This window comes from Cronobacter condimenti 1330 (genome assembly GCF_001277255.1).
Taxonomy (GTDB): domain Bacteria; phylum Pseudomonadota; class Gammaproteobacteria; order Enterobacterales; family Enterobacteriaceae; genus Cronobacter; species Cronobacter condimenti.
Genome location: NZ_CP012264.1, coordinates 3,531,717 through 3,550,531, shown reverse-complemented (window position 1 = coordinate 3,550,531; position 18,815 = coordinate 3,531,717). Strand labels below are relative to the sequence as shown.

The window sequence follows — 18,815 nt, the reverse complement described above, 5'->3', positions numbered from 1 at the left end:
GTAGTAAAAAGAAGGGGAATCTCCGAGATGCCGCCGCAGGCTGTAACCCTTGAACCCGCGGTTCAAGGTGAATGCGTCGTCACGGTTTTAAGGCTTCTCGGACGAACCGAGCATGCTCACCAACCGTGGAGCGTCACATTCTTGTTTTTTGAAATATCGGCTCAGGGGACTGGCCCGCTTGCGAACATCTCAGAGAAATTTTTGCTTCACGGTCACTCTACCATAGTAAACCCTGAAGCGTTATTCAAACTTTGGCTCCGCTCTTTCACTTATGCGACCTTGCTCAAGTAATGCTTGCTCAATGGTCTGCTGGAGCATCCGGATACGCTGTTCCATATTGGCCGCGTAGTCACGGGTTTTTACTTTTTCCTGAGCCAGTTCATAACAGACGTTCAACGCCGCAATGAAAACTAACTGCTCAGTATTGGTGACTCTAGTGCGAACTTTCAGATCTTGCAACCGTTGATTCAGCTCGTCCGCAGCCTGATTCAGTGCATCTCGCTGTTCAGGCGGGCAATTCACCCGCAGTGAACGCCCAAAAATTTGGATATCGACTGGTTGTGCAGACATTCCACTTTCCTGCTGTTGACTCGCCAACCATTCGCGCCGGGGCTGCGAAGGGGCGACACTATAGCTACCCTGATATTAAGACACAAGCCCTTTTCTGGTATCACCAGGGCACGAAGTGGTAGCATAACACGAACTCATCCTCCCAACGACGACGAATGCGCATGTCTATACAGAACGAAATGCCTGGTTACGACGAAGTCGGCCAGTTGCTCAATCAGCAAGGCGTGGGCTTGACGCCCGCGGAAATGCACGGCCTTATCAGCGGAATCCTGTGCGGCGGCAATCATGACAGTAGCTGGCAACCGCTGCTTCACGATCTCACCAACGAGGGCCTGGCGTTCGGCCAGCAGCTGGCTCAGGCGTTGCGCCAGCTACATGCCACCACCAGCGACACGCTGGAGGATGACGGTTTTCTGTTCCAGCTCTGGCTGCCGGATGGCGACGATGTGTCGGTCTTCGATCGCGCGGATGCGCTGGCAGGGTGGGTCAACCATTTCCTGCTGGGCCTCGGTGTGACGCAGCCGAAGCTCGACAAAATCACGGGCGAAACCGGTGAAGCCATTGACGATCTGCGTAACATCGCCCAGCTCGGCTATGACGAGAACGAAGATCAGGAAGAGCTGGAAATGTCGCTTGAAGAGATCATCGAATATGTGCGCGTTGCGGCGCTGCTCTGCCATGACACCTTTACGCGCCAGTCACCGACCGCGCCGGAAGTGAAAAAGCCCACGCTTCACTAAGATTCGTTACTCAGGAGGTGCAATGACACAGCAAGAGTTTCTGCGACGCCGTCAGGCGTTGCTGGCGAAAATGGCTCCGGCCAGCGCGGCGCTGATTTTCGCCGCGCCCGAAGCCACGCGCAGCGCCGACAGCGAATACCCTTATCGCCAGAGCAGCGATTTCTGGTATTTCACTGGCTTTAATGAACCTGAAGCCGTACTGGTGCTGATTAAAAGCGATGAAACCCACAGCCACAGCGTTCTCTTCAACCGTCTGCGCGATAAAACCGCAGAAATCTGGTTCGGTCGTCGTCTCGGGCAGGATGCGGCACCCGCAAAACTGAGTGTTGATCGCGCGCTCGCGTTCAATGAAATCGACGAGCAGCTTTATCAGTTACTAAACGGGCTTGATGTGGTTTACCACGCGCAGGGCGAATACGCCTATGCCGACACCATCGTTTTTACCGCGCTCGACAAGCTGCGTCGCGGCGCGCGCCAGAACCTCTCTGCACCTGCCACGCTCACCGACTGGCGCCCCTGGGTACATGACATGCGCCTGTTTAAATCACCGGAGGAGCTGGCCATCATGCGCCGCGCCGGTGAAATCAGTGCGCTGGCCCACACCCGCGCCATGCAGAAATGCCGTCCTGGGATGTATGAATATCAGCTGGAGGGCGAAATTCTGCATGAATTTACCCGCCACGGCGCGCGCTTCCCCTCCTATAACACCATCGTGGGCGGCGGCGAAAACGGCTGCATCCTCCATTACACCGAAAATGAAAGCCCGTTGCGCGACGGCGATCTGGTCTTGATCGACGCCGGGTGCGAATACCAGGGGTATGCGGGCGATATCACCCGTACGTTCCCGGTGAATGGAAAATTCACACCGGCTCAGCGCGCCGTATACGACATCGTGCTGGATTCGCTCGAAACCGCGCTGCGCCTGTTCCGTCCGGGGACATCGATTCAGGATGTCACCGGCGAGGTCGTACGCGTGATGGTCAAAGGGCTTATCGGGCTTGGTATTCTGAAAGGCGATGTAGAGCAACTGGTGGCAGAAAATGCGCACCGTCCATACTTTATGCATGGGCTCAGCCACTGGCTGGGGCTGGATGTGCATGACGTTGGTTTCTACGGGCCGGATCGCTCGCGCATTCTTGCGCCGGGCATGGTTATTACCGTTGAACCGGGGCTTTACATCGCGCCGGATGCTGACGTGCCGGAAGAATATCGCGGCATCGGTATTCGTATCGAAGATGATATTGTCATCACCAAAACCGGTAATGAAAACCTGACGGCAAGCGTCGTTAAAACGGCGGATGAAATCGAAGCGCTGATGGCGGCAGCGCAGCGTTCATGAGCGTCATTATCGCGGGCGGCGGTATGGCTGGCGCAACGCTTGCGCTCGCGATTTCTCGTTTTACCCACGGCGCGCTGCCGGTGCATCTGGTGGAAGCCAGCGCGCCGGATGCCTCCGCACATCCGGGCTTTGACGCCCGCGCTATCGCGATTGCCGACGGCACCTGTCGGGAGCTGGCGCGCGTCGGCGTCTGGCAGGCGCTCGCTCCGTGCGCGACGCCCATCACCACGGTTCACGTCAGCGACCGCGGCCACGCCGGTTTTGTCACGCTTCATGCGCAGGATTATCAGACGGCGGCGCTCGGTAACGTCGTGGAGCTGCACGACGCGGGCGGGCGTCTTTTTGACCTGCTGCGCAAAGCGCCCGGCATTCACGTACACTGCCCGGCGCGTGTGGCGGACATTACCCGCCATGAGGCGTCGGTAAACGTGCGGCTTAATAACGGCGAGACGCTGGAAGGCCAGTTGCTGGTCGCAGCCGACGGCTCCCGGTCTTCGATAGGCGCGCAGTGCGGTATCGAATGGCGTCAGCAGCCTTATCACCAGACGGCAATTATCGCGAATGTCGCGACCGCGCTGCCGCATCAGGGCCGGGCGTTTGAGCGCTTTACCGAGCATGGCCCGCTGGCGTTACTGCCAATGTCCAGAGGGCGCAGTTCGCTGGTCTGGTGCCACCCGTCAGAAAAACAGGCAGAGGTGCTGGCCTGGAGCGACGAGCGTTTTTGCTGCGAACTGCAAGCCGCATTCGGCTGGCGGCTTGGGCGCATTACACATGCAGGGGCGCGCAGCGGTTACCCGCTGGGGTTAAGCCTCGCCTCGCGGGTGATTTCGCACCGCGCGGTACTGGTGGGTAACGCCGCCCAGACCCTGCACCCGATCGCAGGCCAGGGCTTTAATCTGGGTCTGCGTGATGTGATGTCGCTTGCCGAGACGCTGGCGCAGGCGTTCGCGCGTGGCGAGGATATCGGCGCGTACCCGGTGCTGAATGCCTATCAACAGCGGCGCGAGCACGATAAAGCCGCAACGATTGGCGTAACCGACGGGCTGGTGCAACTGTTTGCCAACCGCTGGCAGCCTCTGGTGGTCGGGCGTAACCTTGGCCTGATGGCAATGGATCTATTTACCCCGGCGCGTGATGCGCTGGCCAGACGCACCCTGGGTTGGGTGCCGCGCTAAGGAGTCGAATGTGCAAAGTGTAGATGTAGCGATTGTCGGCGGCGGCATGGTCGGGCTGGCGGTTGCCTGCGGGCTGGAAGGCAGCGGGCTGCGCGTCGCGGTGCTTGAACAGCATGCCCCGGAGCCGCTGGATGCGACAGCGCCTCCGGCGCTTCGTGTATCGGCAATCAACGCCGCCAGCGAGGCGCTGCTCAAACGGCTTGACGTCTGGGATGGGATAACCCGCCAGCGTGCAGCGGCCTATCACGGCATGGAAGTCTGGGAGAAAGACAGTTTCGGACGTATCGCGTTTGACGACGAGGCGTTTGGCTTCAGTCATCTCGGGCACATTATTGAAAACCAGGTTATCCACTATGCGCTCTGGCAAAAGGCGCAACAGAGCAAATCAGTCACGCTGATGGCGCCCGCGACGCTGCAACAGGTCGCATGGGGCGAAAACGAAGCGTTCATTACCCTTGAAGATGGCAATATGCTAACCGCGCGGCTGGTGGTCGGTGCCGACGGCGCGAACTCCTGGCTGCGTGCGAAGGCGGAAATTCCGCTCACCTCCTGGGATTATCAGCATCATGCGCTGGTCGCGACCATTCGAACCGCCGAGCCGCATGGCGCTGTAGCGCGACAGGCGTTTCACGGCGACGGTATTCTGGCGTTTCTGCCGCTTAGCGATCCGCACCTTTGTTCTATTGTCTGGTCGCTGTCGCCGCAGGAGGCGGATCGGATGCAGCAGGCGCCGGTGTCAGCGTTTAATCAGGCACTCTGCGTGGCGTTCGATAATCGTCTTGGCTTATGTACCCTTGAGAGCGATCGTCAGGTTTTTCCGCTTACCGGCCGTTATGCGCGCCAGTTCGCGGCGCACCGCCTGGCGCTGGTCGGCGATGCAGCCCACACCATCCATCCGCTCGCGGGGCAGGGGGTGAACCTCGGCTTTATGGATGCGGCGGAACTGATAAGCGAACTGCGGCGTCTGCACCAACAGGGCAAAGATATTGGCCAGCATCTCTATCTTCGGCGCTACGAGCGCAGCCGCAAGCACGCCGCGGCGATGATGCTTGCAGGCATGCAAGGCTTTCGCGAACTCTTTTCCGGCTCGAACCCGGCGAAAAAGCTGCTGCGCGATCTGGGCCTGACACTCGCTGATAAATTGCCGGGTGTTAAACCACAGCTGATTCGCCAGGCGATGGGCCTGAATGACCTCCCTGACTGGTTGCGTTAACTGCGTCACACTTCTCTTTCCGGCAAGCGGAAAGAGAAGCCTCTCCCCGTTTGAAATATTCTAATTTCACTCTCTTTTTCGGATTACTTTTTCTAATCTCTTCTTTTTCCGCGTTCTCGTTTTTTTGCGGTAAAACAGCGATTTCAGCGCGCTTATATTAAAAATTCGGCACGCCATTAGCGTTTCGACGCCACCTGAAACCCTTCAGCCAGTGTTTAATTCTGCCACCAGATAAGCGATCTCTGGTCATAAGCTAATCTGATGGCTCAGTCTGGCTTATGGTTTAAGGCCACATTCGGTGATAAGTTCAGACGCAAGATAACGTTTGCGTCGTGGCCGGGATCGGCCATGACGTCGGGTTTCATTCAGGGCGTTTCACCGCCGAAACCCACACCACACAGGCTGACAGGATGAGGACAAGATGGCTCAACAAACCCCGTTGTATGAACAGCACAACCTCTGTGGCGCGCGCATGGTGGATTTCCATGGCTGGATGATGCCACTGCACTACGGCTCGCAGATTGATGAGCACCACGCGGTGCGTAATGACGCGGGAATGTTTGATGTCTCCCACATGACCATTGTCGACTTGCGCGGCGCGCGCACCCGTGAATTCCTGCGCAACCTGCTCGCCAACGACGTAGCGAAGCTCACTCAGCCGGGTAAAGCGCTCTACACCGCGATGCTCAACGCCTCAGCGGGTGTCATTGATGATCTGATTGTCTACTTTATGACGGAAGATTATTTCCGCCTCGTAGTGAACTCCGCCACCCGTGAAAAAGACCTCGCCTGGATAAACGAGCATGCTGAGCCCTACGACGTATCTGTAACTGTGCGTGACGATCTCTCTCTTATTGCCGTTCAGGGCCCGAACGCGCAGGCGAAAGCCGCCACGCTTTTTAACGACGCCCAGCGTAAAGCCGTAGAGGGCATGAAGCCGTTTTTCGGTGTGCAGGCCGATGACCTGTTTATCGCCACAACCGGTTATACCGGCGAGGCGGGGTATGAAATCGCGATGCCTAATGAAAAAGCAGCGGGCTTCTGGAGCCAGTTAGTCGACGCGGGCGTGAAACCGTGCGGCCTTGGCGCGCGCGACACGCTGCGTCTTGAAACGGGCATGAATCTTTACGGTCAGGAGATGGATGAAGGCGTCTCGCCGCTTGCCGCCAATATGGGCTGGACCATCGCCTGGCAGCCGGAAGATCGCGCTTTTATTGGTCGCGACGCGCTGGAAGCCCAGCGTGACAATGGCACTGAACAGCTGGTTGGTCTTGTCATGACGGAAAAAGGCGTGCTGCGCGGCGGCCTGCCAGTGCGTTTTACCGATGCCCAGGGCAACGCCTGCGAAGGCATTATCACCAGCGGCACGTTCTCGCCAACGCTTGGCTACAGCATCGCGCTGGCTCGCGTTCCTGCGGGTATCGGCGATACTGCCATTGTGCAGATCCGCAACCGCGAAATGCCTGTGAAGGTCACTAAACCCGTTTTCGTACGCGCCGGTAAGCCGGTCGCGCAGTAAGTTTTGTTATCAGGAGAGAAGCAATGAGCAATGTGCCAAACGAACTGAAATACAGCAAAGAACACGAGTGGCTGCGTAAAGAAGCTGACGGCACTTACACCGTCGGGATCACGGAGCATGCGCAGGAGCTCCTGGGTGACATGGTGTTTGTTGACCTGCCGGAAGTCGGCGCGACCGTCAGCGCGGGTGACGACTGCGCGGTGGCGGAATCCGTGAAAGCGGCCTCTGACATCTACGCGCCGGTAAGTGGCGAGATTGTCGCTGTCAACGATGCGCTGAGCGATGCCCCGGAGCTGGTGAACAGCGAGCCGTACGGCCAGGGCTGGATTTTCAAAATCAAAGCCAGCGACGAAGCCGAAGTGACCGCGCTGCTGGACGCGAGCGCGTATGAAGCGCTGTTAGAAGACGAGTAATTCACGGCATTACGCCTCTGGCAATCCAGGGGCAGGCGCGTGCACGACATGGCACGCGCCGCTTCCGCAAGGGAGCAGAACTGACCATCGCATTTATTTGCCTCACTGCACGTTTCAGGAAATATCGCCCATGACCCAGACCCTGAGCCACCTGGAAAATCGCGACGCGTTTATTGAGCGTCATATCGGACCGGGTGTTGACCAGCAGCAGGAGATGCTGCGCACCGTTGGCGCCGACTCGCTGGATGCGCTGATTTCGCAAATCGTTCCTGCGGATATTCAGCTTGATACGCCGCCTGATGTCGGCGACGCCGCAACCGAGTTCGCCGCACTGGCGGAGCTCAAAGCCATCGCCGGGCGTAACAAGCGCTTTAAAAACTATATCGGCATGGGCTACGCGGCGGTACACACCCCGCCGGTTATTCTGCGTAACATGCTGGAAAACCCAGGCTGGTACACGGCCTATACGCCTTATCAGCCGGAGGTGTCGCAAGGGCGTCTGGAGGCGCTGCTCAATTTCCAGCAGGTGACGCTGGATCTGACCGGGCTGGATATCGCCTCCGCTTCGCTGCTCGATGAAGCGACCGCGGCGGCGGAAGCGATGGCGATGGCCAAACGCGTCAGCAAACTGAAAAACGCCAACCGTTTCTTCGTCGCCGCCGATATTCATCCGCAAACGCTGGATGTGGTGCGCACCCGTGCTGAAACCTTTGGTTTTGAGGTGATTGTCGACGAGGCGCAAAAGGCGCTCGATCATCAGGACTTGTTTGGCGTGCTGTTGCAGCAGGTCGGCACCACCGGCGAAGTGCATGACTATCGCGAACTGATGAGCGAGCTGAAATCCCGCAAAGTCATTGTGAGCGTGGCGGCAGATTTTATGGCGCTGGTGCTGCTGACGGCGCCGGGCAAGCAGGGCGCAGATATTGTCTTCGGCTCCGCCCAGCGCTTCGGCGTGCCGATGGGCTACGGTGGTCCGCATGCGGCATTCTTCGCCGCAAGCGACGAGTTTAAACGTTCCATGCCCGGGCGCATCATCGGTGTGTCGAAAGATGCCGCCGGACGCACCGCGCTGCGCATGGCGATGCAAACCCGCGAGCAGCATATTCGCCGCGAGAAAGCGAACTCCAACATCTGTACCTCACAGGTGTTGCTGGCCAATGTTGCGAGTCTCTACGCCGTGTTCCACGGCCCGCAAGGCCTGAAACGTATTGCCAGCCGCATTCACCGTTTCGCCGATATTCTGGCGGCGGGCCTGCAACGCCGCGGGCTGACGCTGCGTCATACCACCTGGTTCGACACATTGTGCGTTGATGTCGCTGATAAAGCTGCCGTGCTGGCGCGCGCGCAGGCGAGCGAAATCAACCTGCGCAGCGATATCCCGGGTGCGGTCGGTATCACGCTTGATGAAACCACTACCCGTGCCGATGTTCAGGCCCTGCTGCGCGTAGTGACAGGCGACGACACGCAGATTGATATCGACGCGCTGGATAAAGACGTGGCGCATGACAGCCGCTCCATTACGCAAGCCATGCTGCGTAACGACGCTATCCTTACGCATCCGGTCTTTAACCGCTACCACAGCGAAACCGAGATGATGCGTTACATGCACAGCCTGGAGCGTAAAGATCTGGCGCTGAACCAGGCGATGATCCCGCTGGGTTCCTGCACTATGAAGCTCAACGCGGCGGCGGAAATGATCCCCATCACCTGGCCGGAATTTGCTGAACTACATCCTTTCTGCCCGGCGGATCAGGCTGAAGGTTATCTCCAGATGATCGGCCAACTCTCTGACTGGCTGGTGAAGCTTACGGGCTACGACGCGCTCTGTATGCAGCCGAACTCCGGTGCGCAGGGTGAATATGCGGGGCTGCTGGCGATCCGTCACTATCACGAGAGCCGCAATGAAGGTCATCGCGACATCTGTCTTATTCCGAGCTCCGCGCACGGCACGAACCCGGCCTCTGCGCAGATGGCAGGGATGCAGGTGGTGGTGGTGGCCTGTGATAAACAGGGCAACATCGATCTCGCTGACCTGCGCGCCAAAGCGGAAACGGCGGGCGACAAGCTCTCCTGCATCATGGTGACGTATCCCTCCACCCACGGCGTGTATGAAGAAACTATCCGTGAAGTGTGCGACATCGTGCATCAGTTCGGCGGCCAGGTTTACCTGGATGGCGCCAACATGAACGCGCAGGTTGGTATCACATCACCGGGCTATATCGGCGCAGATGTTTCGCACCTTAACCTGCATAAAACGTTCTGCATTCCGCACGGCGGCGGCGGTCCGGGGATGGGGCCAATCGGCGTGAAAGCGCACCTGGCACCGTTTGTACCGGGCCACAGCGTGGTGCAGATTGAAGGCATGCTGACCGCACAGGGCGCGGTCTCCGCCGCACCTTTCGGCAGCGCATCGATCCTGCCGATAAGCTGGATGTATATCCGCATGATGGGCTCTGAAGGGCTGAAAAAGGCGAGCCAGACGGCGATCCTTAACGCCAACTACATCGCCAGCCGTCTGAAAGACGCCTATCCGGTGCTTTACACCGGTCGCGATGGTCGCGTGGCGCACGAATGCATTCTGGATATTCGTCCGCTGAAAGAGACCACTGGCATTAGCGAGCTGGATATCGCCAAACGCCTGATCGACTATGGCTTCCACGCACCGACCATGTCATTCCCTGTCGCGGGCACGCTGATGGTGGAGCCGACGGAATCGGAAAACAAAGTCGAGCTGGATCGCTTTATCGATGCAATGCTTGCGATCCGTGGTGAAATCGACCGCGTGGCGCAGGGCGAATGGCCGCAGGATGATAACCCGCTGGTTAACGCACCCCACGTGCAGCGCGAGCTGGCGCAAGAGTGGGAACATGCCTACAGCCGCGAGCTGGCAGCCTTCCCGGCAGGGTTTGAGAATAAATACTGGCCGACGGTGAAACGCCTGGACGATGTTTACGGCGACCGTAATCTCTTCTGCTCCTGCGTGCCGATGAGCGAATATCAGTAACCTTTATACCAGCAAGACTGACCATACAAAGGGCGCTTCGGCGCCCTGTTTTATTCTGCGGCGCTGAAATCGATAAAGGCGGCGGGCACGGCGAGCGTTAGCCAGACGCCATTCTCTGCCTGATAAAACGCAAAACCTTGCTGGTGCATGGCCCCGGCGCGGATCTTCAGCACGACCGGTTTGCCGTGGCGTTTGCCCACCGACATAGCCGTCACTTCATCCCCTGAAAGATGCACATGATGGCGCGAACCGGCAACCAGCCCTTGTGCGCGAATGCTGTTGATGAAGCGCGTGGCGGTGCCGTGCCAGAGCGTCTGTGGCGGCTGCTTTTCTGCCCACGTCATCGCTACCTGATTGGTAGAGTGTCCTTGTACGGCGCGAATGTGTAGTTTGTCTTCAGTCAGCGCAAAACGCTGCTTGTCATTATCCCGCACGACAGCTTCGATGAGCGCTGGTGTCAGGGGCGTACCCGCCTTTCCGGCAAGTGTGATGAGGTCATTTACCGCGGCCCAGCCTTCAGTATCAAGCTGAAGGCCAATCGACTCGGGTTGGTGACGTAAAACGTAACTTAGGAATTTACTGATGTCGGCGTGTGATTTCATTTCTGACTCTTTGTGTTGCTGCTATCAGGCGGGGTGGCAGCAAGGAGCGGGTGCATAAGGTCTTACGATAGTGGCTGAGCCGCAATCGAATTTAAAGGAGAAAGGTATGTCTGTTGCACTTATCTCTGGCGCAAGCCGCGGCATTGGCCGAGCGACGGCGCTGCTGCTGGCTCGTGAGGGCTATAACGTGGCGGTGAATTACCTGCATAACGCGGCGGCGGCGCAGGAGGTCGTGGCGTCCATTACGGCTAACGGCGGGCGCGCTTTTGCTGTGCAGGCAGATATCAGCGATGAACGGCAGGTAATGGCGATGTTTACCTGCATTGATGAACAGAATGGGCCGCTGACGGCGCTTGTCAATAATGCCGGCGTGCTCTTTACCCAGTGCATGACGGAGAACCTGACCGCCGAGCGTATCAACAAGGTACTTGCCACGAATGTGACGGGGTATTTTTTGTGCTGCCGTGAGGCGGTGAAACGCATGGCGCATCATCACGGTGGGAAAGGCGGCGCGATTGTGAATGTATCATCGGCGGCATCCCGGCTCGGCGCGCCTGGCGAATATGTCGATTATGCGGCGTCAAAAGGGGCCGTGGATTCCCTGACTATCGGACTTTCACTGGAAGTCGCGGCGCAGGGGATCCGCGTCAACGGGGTGCGTCCTGGTCTCATCTATACCGATATCCACGCAAGCGGCGGCGAACCGGGGCGTGTCGACCGCGTGAAGTCGGCGCTTCCGATGCAGCGCGGCGGGCAACCGGAAGAGGTAGCGGAAGCTATTGCGTGGCTTATCAGCGAAAAAGCGTCCTACGTGACGGGCAGTTTTCTCGATCTCGCGGGCGGGAAATAGCCGTTGTTAGCGGCCTGGTGGCAGGTGGCGCTGCGCTTACCCGCCCTGCAAAAGGTAAATCACAGGATAGAGGGCGGATAAGCGAAGCATACCCGCCGGATAGCGCGCCCGGACATCGGTTTCACCCTCTCCCTGTGGGGAGAGGGTAGGTGTGAGACGCTGTCAGAGCGTTTCGCCATTGCTCGCGATAACACGCTGGTACCACGCAAAACTTTTCTTGCGTGAGCGGGACATATCGCCCGTGCCGTCATCATGTTTATTCACATAAATAAAGCCGTAACGCTTGCTGTACTGGCCGGTGGTGAACGACACACAATCGATGCAGCCCCACGGGGTATAACCCAGCAAATCCACACCGTCATACGTCACGGCTTTCATCATTTGCTCAATATGGGCGCGCAGGTAATCGATGCGGTAATCATCATTGATGCTGCCGTCGGCTTCCACGTGGTCATACGCACCAAAACCGTTTTCTACGATAAACAGCGGCTTCTGATAACGTTCGTAAAGCTCGCACAGCGCATAGCGCAGGCCAACCGGGTCAATCTGCCACCCCCAATCGGAGGCTTTTACGTGCGGGTTAGGCACGCTACCCTGAAAACCAGTCAGTGCGTCACCGCTGCCGCCTTCGGCTTTAACTGCGTTGGTCATGTAATAGCTAAAGCCGAGGTAATCACAGCAGCCTTCGCGCAGGATTTGATCATCCCCATCTTCCATTTTGATGCTGAAACCGCGGCGCTCCCACTCATTGAGCACGTAAGAGGGGTAATATCCGCGCAGCTGGACGTCGGTAAACACATAACGCTCGCGCATCGATTCCTGGGCATACATGACATCTTCCGGTTTGCACGAGAACGGATAGAGCGGCACCATGGCCAGCATGCAGCCGATTTTCATCTCCGGATTGATGCGATGGCCAATTTTCACCGCCATGGCGCTCGCCACGAACTGATGGTGCAGCACCTGGTACATCGTTTCTTCCGGGTTGTCGTGCTCGGTATACACCACGCCGGAGCAGCAATAGCCGAACAGCGGGGCACGCCAGTTACGTTGGTTGTTGATTTCATTGAAGGTCATCCAATATTTGACCTTACTCTTGTAACGCTCGAAGACCACTTCAGCAAAGCGTACAAAGAAATCCACGACTTTGCGGTTCGTCCAGCCGCCATACTGCTGCACGAGATGCAGCGGCATTTCAAAGTGTGAGAGCGTAATCACTGGCTCAATGTTGTATTTCAGCAGTTCATCGAACATATCGTCATAAAACTGGAGGCCCGCCTCGTTGGGCTGCGTTTCGTCGCCTTTGGGGAAAATGCGCGTCCAGGCAATAGAGGTGCGAAAACACTTAAAGCCCATTTCGGCGAAGAGTTTGATGTCTTCTTTATAATGCCCGTAGAAATCGACGGCTTCATGGTTCGGATAATATTTGCCCGCGACTACTTCTTGTGTGATTTCACGCGGTACGCCATGCGCCCCGCCAGTCAACACGTCGCAGATGCTTGGCCCTTTGCCGCCCTGATCCCAGCCGCCTTCCACCTGATGCGCCGCGACCGCGCCGCCCCATAAAAAGTCTTTCGGTAATTTAAGCTGTTTCATCGTGTCATCTCGTCGAAAATGCATTTAATTAATAATAACGTAATAGAAGCTGGCAGCGAGTCTAGCAAAGGGGAATTAAAAGTCACGCTATAACAAATAGCGGATGGCGTGACTTGTTACAAACAAAAAACAGGTTGTTTTTTTACGCAAGTTTTTTCGCCAGCTTGTGGCCTAAGGTTTCGAGAATATAGATGACGGGGATCTGCGTGGTAATGTCATATACGCCAGCAACGCGAGTTTGCGGGATATGCCAGGAAAGATTGAAGTCGGCGAGCTTCGCAAGCGGGGAGTTCTCGTGGCTCGTAATAGAGAGCACTTTACAGTGGTGCAGGCTGAACTGGCTTGCAAAACGCAGGATCTCTTCGGTTTCGCCGGAAACAGAAAGCACTATTGCCAGCGCGTTTTTCGCCATATCGTTAGTAACCGGGAAATAAGGGTCATCAATATGGTTACTGAATTTTCCGACATTTGAGAAAAATCGTGCGCCATATTTAGCAAGTGCCCCGGACGTGCCTGCGCCGACAAATATAATGCGCTCGGATTTGAGAATAATCTCTACCGCTTTTTCTAACAGTTCGTTAAATTCATCATTATTGACGCTACGAAAGAAACTAATAATTTCGCTCGCGCCGAAATTTGCCTGCTGCGGCTCATTTTGTTCAAGGTATAATTTAAAACGCACCCGGAATTCGGAATACCCTTCGCACTTTAGCTTGCGACAAAAACGCAGCACGGTGGTGGTAGAAACGCCCGCTGCGTCCGCCAGCTCGCGGATGGTCATATACATGACTTTATCGCGGTTCTTCACCACAAAATTGTAAACCATAATCTCAAGATTATTGAGGCTGGCGACAGCAGCATGGGTAAACATCGTCACGGCGCAACATCCTTTGGTTAATGCGTTCGGGCTACGGCACCTGCGTTTAGCGGCGTCGGTTCGCTCATGCTGCCATAAATCGCGCTGCCATGCGCCACTCTTTATGCCTGCCATAGCGCCTTAGCGCCGCCCGGCTTATGATGCTCTCTTCCTTAAAAAGAGGTGCATGATGAAAAACGACATTACTTTCTATTCCCGTTTCCAGCAGGACATCCTTAAAGGCACTAAAACGATCACTATCCGGGACGCCAGTGAAGCGCACTTTATGCCAGGCCAGCAGCTCCGTACCGGGCGCTTCGAGGATAACGGCTATTTCTGCACGCTTGAGGTAATAAGCGTGACGCCGGTCAAGCTGTCGCAACTGAACGAGGAACACGCCCGCCAGGAGAACATGACGCTGGATGAGCTTAAAAATGTAATTGGAGAAATCTATCCGGGTCTAGAATCTCTTTATGTTATTGCTTTTAAAAAGATTGATGCGTAGGCACCGCACTCGCCAGCTACGATAACGCTTGCGACGCACATCGAGACGGTATGCTGTTACAGGTTGTCGCAGATTTATTTTAGCTAACAGGTGTTCACTGGAATCATTCTCAGTTAGGCTATGTGGGCTGCGTTTTTTTTATTCAGTTTTACCGGAGTCGCCACATGGTTCGTAAACCATTACTTGCGCAGGGATATTCACTGGCTGAGGAGATAGCCAACAGCATCAGCCACGGCATTGGGCTGGTGTTCGGTATTGTCGGGCTGGTGCTATTGTTGGTCCAGGCCGTGGACAGCAACGCTGACGCAACCGCCATTACCAGTTACAGTCTCTATGGCGGCAGCATGATCCTGCTGTTTCTCGCCTCGACGCTTTACCACGCCATCCCACATGCGCGGGCCAAAACCTGGCTTAAAAAGTTTGATCACTGCGCTATTTATCTTTTAATTGCAGGCACCTATACGCCGTTTTTGCTGGTAGGGTTGAAGTCGCCGCTGGCACACGGATTGATGGTGGTTATCTGGGGCCTGGCGCTGCTCGGCATCCTGTTTAAGCTCACAATCGCACACCGCTTCGAGGTGCTGTCCCTGGTGACGTATCTCACGATGGGCTGGCTGTCGCTGGTGGTCATTTACCAGATGGTGATGAAGCTCGCGCCCGGCAGCGTGACGTTGCTGGCGGCAGGGGGCATTATCTACACGCTGGGCGTGATTTTTTACGCCTGTAATCGTATTCCCTATAACCATGCCATCTGGCACGGTTTTGTATTGGGCGGCAGCGTTTGCCACTTCCTGGCAATCTACCTTTATATTCGTTAATAACCGCTAACGAATTTCACTGCTAACCACAGTCTTAACGCTGCCTTGTCACATTCAGCAGCGTGCTAAATACTCTTAACGCCGCCAGGCAGGTATATACCGGCCCGGCGGTTTTTGCGCCTGCGACATGTTATGCGGGCGGCTGACGATCACGCGTCCTCAAGGGAGTAAGGCAGCGGTTCGATATGCAGCGTGTGCGTGCCGCTCTCTTCACGAACGCGGAAAACGCTATCGGCTTCCAGATCGTTATTCATCACAACCTGCGCCAGCAGGCGTCCATCATCCAGTTGAACCGCTGCAAGCACGGTACCGGTGCGACGCCAGTTCTCACCCATTTGCATTTCAATATCTTCACCCGGCTGCGGCACACGGCTGCCGTGGCCTGCCAGGTACCACAATGCACGTTTGTTAGCGCCACGGAATTTGGCACGAGCCACCATTTCCTGGCCTGCGTAGCAGCCTTTTTTAAAGCTGATGCCGCCTAACGCCTGGATGTTAGTTGCCTGCGGGATAAACTGGTTGCTGTTTTGCGTATCAATGACGGGAAAACCGGCTTCTATCTCAAGTGCCAGCCACTGCGCGCTGGAATTCAGTTGCGCTTCGCCACGCACTTTTTCCGTGAGATCGCCTGCGGTCTGCGCATCGGTTATCACCAGGAAACGCTCAGCAGGCAGGCCAAACCACAGCAGAGTCGTTTGACCTTCGGAAACGCACGGGTTTTGCTCATCCGGCAGCGCGGAGAAATGGTTTGCCAGCGCTGCACGTGCCTGGAATCCGGCCACACCCAGCAACACCGCATCGTCATCCGGCGCGATGGTGACCTTTGAAAAGACCGCATATTTTTTCATTTCCGCCAGCTGCGTGTCGCGCACGCTGCGGCGCTCAATCCAGGCGAACCCTTCGTCGCGGCGGAACAGCCGCAGATTGCTCCACATTTTTCCCTTCGCATCGCAGTGCGCGACCAAAAGGTGTTGGTTTTCAGCAAGCTGAGTGACGTCTGCGGTGACCTGGCCCTGAAGGTACTTTTCGCTATCGGCACCCGTAATGGTCGCCAGCGCCCAGTCTTCCAGTGAAATGAGCGTCAGCGGCAGGCGCGCACTGGCGGCTGGCTGACGGGGAGGAAATGGAGTAAATGCCATAAATAAAGTCCCAATGTGCTGTCGCAATAATGGTCCACGCGAGTGGAGAGATAACTTCATATTGTTAAAGAGCTGATGGAGTTTGCAAGCCTTTTAGCATCCCCTTTTGTGCCGTTAACGGGTTCTTCGAGGCGACTCGCAGGAAAAAATGTCGGTTGCACCCTTAATGCCATATTCAGGATAACGCCTCGCAATTGCTCATATTGGACTGAATGCTGGTGGAAAAACGGGTTACACTAACAGCCGTCATTCAATGGTGGTTTAGCAGGTAAGAAACATGGACATAAACAATAAGGCCCGCATTCACTGGGCATGTCGCAGAGGTATGCGTGAGCTGGACATTTCAATCATGCCTTTCTTTGAATACGACTATGACTCCCTGAGCGAAGAGGACAAACGCGTCTTTGTTCGCCTGCTGGAGTGTGACGATCCTGATTTATTCAACTGGCTGATGAACCACGGCAAACCTGCTGATGCGGAACTGGCGCGGATGGTGCAATTGATTCAGCAACGGAATCGGGAACGTGGTCCTGTGGCACTCTGATCTTCGCGTCTCATGGCGCTCGCAGTGGGTATCGCTGCTGCTGCACGGTGCAGTAGCTGTAATTATTTTGCTGCTCCCCTGGCCGTTGCGGTATTTACCCGTCTGGATGCTGTTGTTGTCTCTGGTGGTATTTGACTGCGTGCGCAGTCAGCGGCGTATTAATGCGTTTCAGGGGGAAGTTAGCCTGACGGCGGATTACCAACTGCGCTGGCAGGGCGTCGACTGGCACATATGCGCCACGCCCTGGATGTTGCGCAGTGGAATGATGTTGCGCCTGCGTCACCCTAAGACCACGCGCAGCCATCATGTCTGGTTGGCGTCAGACAGTATGACGGCAGCGGAGTGGCGCGATTTACGCCGCCTTTTATTGCAGCAGCCGGTACGAGATACCCGCTGAGAGGACGCTCTGGCTCAGGAGAAGTGTTCAGCCATTTCGCCGAGGATCTGCTCGCACCAGTTTTCGATACGGCTGTCGCTCAGGTCATATTGATTGGTCTCATCAAGCGCGAGGCCGACGAACAGCTGTCCATCCGCAATGACAGGTTTAGGGCTAGTGAACTCATAGCCTTCTGTCGGCCAGTAGCCGACAAACTTGACGCCTTTCGGGCTAAGCTTGTCGTGAAGCATGCCGAGGGCGTCAAGGAACCATTCGCCATAACCGAGCTGGTCACCCATGCCGTACAGCGCGACGATTTTTTCATCAAGATTAAGCGCGTCCAGCTGGTCCCAGATGGCTTCCCAGTCTTCCTGAAGCTCACCGAAATCCCAGGTGGGTATACCGAGGATCAGTACATCATAGTGCTCCATGAGCGCTGGCGAGTCGTCTTTAAGGTTATGCAGCGTGACCAGTTCAGGACCAATAATGTCGCGGATTTTTTCAGCCGCCATTTCGGTGTAACAGGTGCTGGAACCATAAAAAAGACCAATGTTCATAACGATAACGTCTCATTTCCTATTCTGCAGAAGCGCCAGTGTATCAGATCCCGCCTCCAGTCAGGCATAATGCAGCGACGAGGAGAGCAAGAGAGGTCGCAGTGGAACAGGATTTAGCCCGTATCGAACAATTTCTCGATGCGCTCTGGCTTGAGCGCAACCTGGCTGAAAATAGCCTGAACGCGTACCGTCGGGACCTGAAAATGGTGGTGGAGTGGTTGCATCATCGCGGACTTTGCCTGACCTCTGCGCAGAGCGACGATCTCCAGACACTACTGGCGGAGCGTGTTGAAGGCGGCTATAAAGCGACCAGCACGGCGCGCATGCTGAGCGCCGTGCGTCGGTTGTTTCAACATCTGTACCGTGAAAAAATCCGCGATGACGATCCCAGCGCACTACTGGCGTCGCCAAAACTGCCGCAGCGTCTACCGAAAGATTTAAGCGAAGCTCAGATTGAGCGCCTGCTACAGGCGCCGACGGTCGATCAGCCTATTGAGTTGCGTGATAAAGCCATGCTGGAAGTACTCTACGCCACGGGGCTTCGCGTCTCGGAACTGGTCGGGTTGACGATGAGTGACGTGAGCCTTCGTCAGGGGGTGGTACGCGTTATCGGCAAAGGCAATAAAGAGCGGCTCGTTCCGCTTGGCGAAGAGGCCGTTTACTGGCTTGAGAACTACCTTGCTCATGGTCGCCCGTGGCTGCTTAACGGCCAGTCGCTGGATGTCCTCTTTCCCAGCAACCGCGCACAGCAGATGACCCGTCAGACCTTCTGGCATCGCATCAAACATTATGCTCAACTGGCAGGCATCGATAGCGAAAAGCTTTCGCCGCACGTTTTACGCCATGCGTTTGCGACACATTTGTTAAATCATGGCGCCGATTTGCGCGTGGTACAGATGTTGCTTGGTCACAGCGATCTTTCCACCACGCAAATTTACACACATGTGGCGACAGAACGGTTGCGGCAACTTCATCAACAGCACCACCCCAGAGCGTGAG

At 56.3% G+C, this 18,815-nt stretch carries 19 protein-coding genes and 1 other RNA gene; 13 read left to right on the top strand and 7 right to left on the bottom strand.

Annotated features, from left to right (window positions below; translation table 11 throughout):
- Positions 1–15: 15 nt before the first annotated feature.
- Together ssrS and zapA are read right to left on the bottom strand one after the other, a co-directional pair.
- Positions 16–199, bottom strand: a non-coding RNA gene (ssrS, locus tag AFK62_RS21535) — 6S RNA.
- 41 nt (positions 200–240) lie between these two features.
- Positions 241–570, bottom strand: coding sequence for a cell division protein ZapA (gene zapA / locus AFK62_RS16180; RefSeq protein ID WP_007669177.1), 330 nt, complete (start codon positions 568–570; stop codon positions 241–243).
- 161 nt (positions 571–731) lie between these two features.
- On the opposite strand from zapA, the gene AFK62_RS16175 reads away from it, so the two are divergent.
- From AFK62_RS16175 to gcvP, 7 genes are all read left to right on the top strand, one after another.
- Entirely contained in the window at positions 732–1,310 is a 579-nt protein-coding gene (locus AFK62_RS16175) for a YecA/YgfB family protein (RefSeq protein ID WP_085960959.1), read from the top strand.
- A 22-nt stretch (positions 1,311–1,332) separates the two neighbouring features.
- Complete coding sequence (gene pepP / locus AFK62_RS16170; protein ID WP_007669169.1) at positions 1,333–2,649, top strand: Xaa-Pro aminopeptidase; 1,317 nt, start codon at positions 1,333–1,335, stop codon at positions 2,647–2,649.
- A complete protein-coding gene (gene ubiH, locus AFK62_RS16165) occupies positions 2,646–3,824 on the top strand; it encodes a 2-octaprenyl-6-methoxyphenyl hydroxylase (protein ID WP_007669168.1) in 1,179 nt (392 codons plus the stop codon). Before pepP ends, ubiH begins: the two co-directional genes overlap by 4 nt.
- 10 nt (positions 3,825–3,834) lie before the next feature.
- Positions 3,835–5,037: an FAD-dependent 2-octaprenylphenol hydroxylase gene (ubiI, locus tag AFK62_RS16160; protein ID WP_007669160.1), complete on the top strand. Its 1,203-nt coding sequence runs from the start codon at positions 3,835–3,837 to the stop codon at positions 5,035–5,037.
- A 421-nt stretch (positions 5,038–5,458) separates the two neighbouring features.
- Positions 5,459–6,556, top strand: coding sequence for a glycine cleavage system aminomethyltransferase GcvT (gene gcvT / locus AFK62_RS16155; protein ID WP_007669158.1), 1,098 nt, complete (start codon positions 5,459–5,461; stop codon positions 6,554–6,556).
- 23 nt (positions 6,557–6,579) lie between these two features.
- Entirely contained in the window at positions 6,580–6,969 is a 390-nt protein-coding gene (gene gcvH / locus AFK62_RS16150; protein ID WP_007669156.1) for a glycine cleavage system protein GcvH, read from the top strand.
- A 130-nt stretch (positions 6,970–7,099) separates the two neighbouring features.
- Entirely contained in the window at positions 7,100–9,973 is a 2,874-nt protein-coding gene (gene gcvP / locus AFK62_RS16145) for an aminomethyl-transferring glycine dehydrogenase (RefSeq protein WP_007669146.1), read from the top strand.
- A gap of 50 nt (positions 9,974–10,023) precedes the next feature.
- Here the strand turns inward: gcvP and AFK62_RS16140 are convergent, their stop codons facing one another.
- Positions 10,024–10,575 carry an RNA 2'-phosphotransferase gene (locus AFK62_RS16140; RefSeq protein WP_007669144.1) on the bottom strand — a complete coding sequence of 184 codons (552 nt, stop codon included), beginning with the start codon at positions 10,573–10,575 and terminating at the stop codon, positions 10,024–10,026.
- 106 nt (positions 10,576–10,681) lie between these two features.
- Between AFK62_RS16140 and AFK62_RS16135 the strand changes: the two genes are divergently transcribed.
- Complete coding sequence (locus tag AFK62_RS16135) at positions 10,682–11,425, top strand: SDR family oxidoreductase (protein ID WP_007669142.1); 744 nt, start codon at positions 10,682–10,684, stop codon at positions 11,423–11,425.
- A 162-nt stretch (positions 11,426–11,587) separates the two neighbouring features.
- On the opposite strand, the gene AFK62_RS16130 is transcribed toward AFK62_RS16135, so the two are convergent.
- A complete protein-coding gene (locus AFK62_RS16130; protein ID WP_053532027.1) occupies positions 11,588–13,021 on the bottom strand; it encodes a 6-phospho-beta-glucosidase in 1,434 nt (477 codons plus the stop codon).
- A gap of 142 nt (positions 13,022–13,163) precedes the next feature.
- Positions 13,164–13,892, bottom strand: coding sequence for a MurR/RpiR family transcriptional regulator (locus tag AFK62_RS16125; RefSeq protein WP_226991858.1), 729 nt, complete (start codon positions 13,890–13,892; stop codon positions 13,164–13,166).
- Positions 13,893–14,067: 175 nt separating this feature from the next.
- Between AFK62_RS16125 and yqfB the strand changes: the two genes are divergently transcribed.
- Both yqfB and trhA read left to right on the top strand, forming a co-directional pair.
- Positions 14,068–14,382, top strand: coding sequence for a N(4)-acetylcytidine aminohydrolase (gene yqfB / locus AFK62_RS16120; RefSeq protein ID WP_007663808.1), 315 nt, complete (start codon positions 14,068–14,070; stop codon positions 14,380–14,382).
- Between the two features lie 164 nt (positions 14,383–14,546).
- Positions 14,547–15,200, top strand: coding sequence for a PAQR family membrane homeostasis protein TrhA (gene trhA, locus AFK62_RS16115; RefSeq protein WP_007663806.1), 654 nt, complete (start codon positions 14,547–14,549; stop codon positions 15,198–15,200).
- 149 nt (positions 15,201–15,349) lie between these two features.
- Here the strand turns inward: trhA and ygfZ are convergent, their stop codons facing one another.
- The gene (gene ygfZ / locus AFK62_RS16110) at positions 15,350–16,339 is read right to left on the bottom strand and encodes a tRNA-modifying protein YgfZ (RefSeq protein WP_007663804.1); all 990 of its coding nucleotides are present in this window, start codon (positions 16,337–16,339) and stop codon (positions 15,350–15,352) included.
- Between the two features lie 277 nt (positions 16,340–16,616).
- On the opposite strand from ygfZ, the gene sdhE reads away from it, so the two are divergent.
- Positions 16,617–16,883, top strand: a complete 267-nt coding sequence (sdhE, locus tag AFK62_RS16105) for an FAD assembly factor SdhE (RefSeq protein ID WP_032983876.1) — start codon at positions 16,617–16,619, stop codon at positions 16,881–16,883.
- On the top strand, positions 16,864–17,280 hold the full coding sequence (locus AFK62_RS16100) for a protein YgfX (protein WP_007663800.1): 417 nt from the start codon (positions 16,864–16,866) through the stop codon (positions 17,278–17,280). The genes sdhE and AFK62_RS16100 overlap by 20 nt, the downstream gene beginning before the upstream one ends.
- Positions 17,281–17,294: 14 nt before the next feature.
- Here the strand turns inward: AFK62_RS16100 and fldB are convergent, their stop codons facing one another.
- Positions 17,295–17,816, bottom strand: coding sequence for a flavodoxin FldB (gene fldB / locus AFK62_RS16095; RefSeq protein WP_007663797.1), 522 nt, complete (start codon positions 17,814–17,816; stop codon positions 17,295–17,297).
- A 101-nt stretch (positions 17,817–17,917) separates the two neighbouring features.
- Here fldB and xerD point away from each other — a divergent pair, with 101 nt between their 5' ends.
- Positions 17,918–18,814, top strand: coding sequence for a site-specific tyrosine recombinase XerD (xerD, locus tag AFK62_RS16090; protein ID WP_007663794.1), 897 nt, complete (start codon positions 17,918–17,920; stop codon positions 18,812–18,814).
- Position 18,815 lies beyond the last annotated feature (1 nt).

Excerpts from the sequence above, each read along its gene's own strand:
- gcvP (WP_007669146.1), top strand. The coding sequence starts at position 7,100 with ATGACCCAGACCCTGAGCCACCTGGAAAATCGCGACGCGTTTATTGAG.
- gcvT (WP_007669158.1), top strand. The coding sequence starts at position 5,459 with ATGGCTCAACAAACCCCGTTGTATGAACAGCACAACCTCTGTGGCGCG.
- ygfZ (WP_007663804.1), bottom strand. The coding sequence starts at position 16,339 with ATGGCATTTACTCCATTTCCTCCCCGTCAGCCAGCCGCCAGTGCGCGC.
- AFK62_RS16140 (WP_007669144.1), bottom strand. The coding sequence starts at position 10,575 with ATGAAATCACACGCCGACATCAGTAAATTCCTAAGTTACGTTTTACGT.
- AFK62_RS16125 (WP_226991858.1), bottom strand. The coding sequence starts at position 13,892 with ATGTTTACCCATGCTGCTGTCGCCAGCCTCAATAATCTTGAGATTATG.
- AFK62_RS16135 (WP_007669142.1), top strand. The coding sequence starts at position 10,682 with ATGTCTGTTGCACTTATCTCTGGCGCAAGCCGCGGCATTGGCCGAGCG.
- zapA (WP_007669177.1), bottom strand. The coding sequence starts at position 570 with ATGTCTGCACAACCAGTCGATATCCAAATTTTTGGGCGTTCACTGCGG.
- trhA (WP_007663806.1), top strand. The coding sequence starts at position 14,547 with ATGGTTCGTAAACCATTACTTGCGCAGGGATATTCACTGGCTGAGGAG.
- sdhE (WP_032983876.1), top strand. The coding sequence starts at position 16,617 with ATGGACATAAACAATAAGGCCCGCATTCACTGGGCATGTCGCAGAGGT.
- yqfB (WP_007663808.1), top strand. The coding sequence starts at position 14,068 with ATGAAAAACGACATTACTTTCTATTCCCGTTTCCAGCAGGACATCCTT.
- AFK62_RS16175 (WP_085960959.1), top strand. The coding sequence starts at position 732 with ATGTCTATACAGAACGAAATGCCTGGTTACGACGAAGTCGGCCAGTTG.
- pepP (WP_007669169.1), top strand. The coding sequence starts at position 1,333 with ATGACACAGCAAGAGTTTCTGCGACGCCGTCAGGCGTTGCTGGCGAAA.
- AFK62_RS16130 (WP_053532027.1), bottom strand. The coding sequence starts at position 13,021 with ATGAAACAGCTTAAATTACCGAAAGACTTTTTATGGGGCGGCGCGGTC.
- ubiH (WP_007669168.1), top strand. The coding sequence starts at position 2,646 with ATGAGCGTCATTATCGCGGGCGGCGGTATGGCTGGCGCAACGCTTGCG.
- gcvH (WP_007669156.1), top strand. The coding sequence starts at position 6,580 with ATGAGCAATGTGCCAAACGAACTGAAATACAGCAAAGAACACGAGTGG.
- fldB (WP_007663797.1), bottom strand. The coding sequence starts at position 17,816 with ATGAACATTGGTCTTTTTTATGGTTCCAGCACCTGTTACACCGAAATG.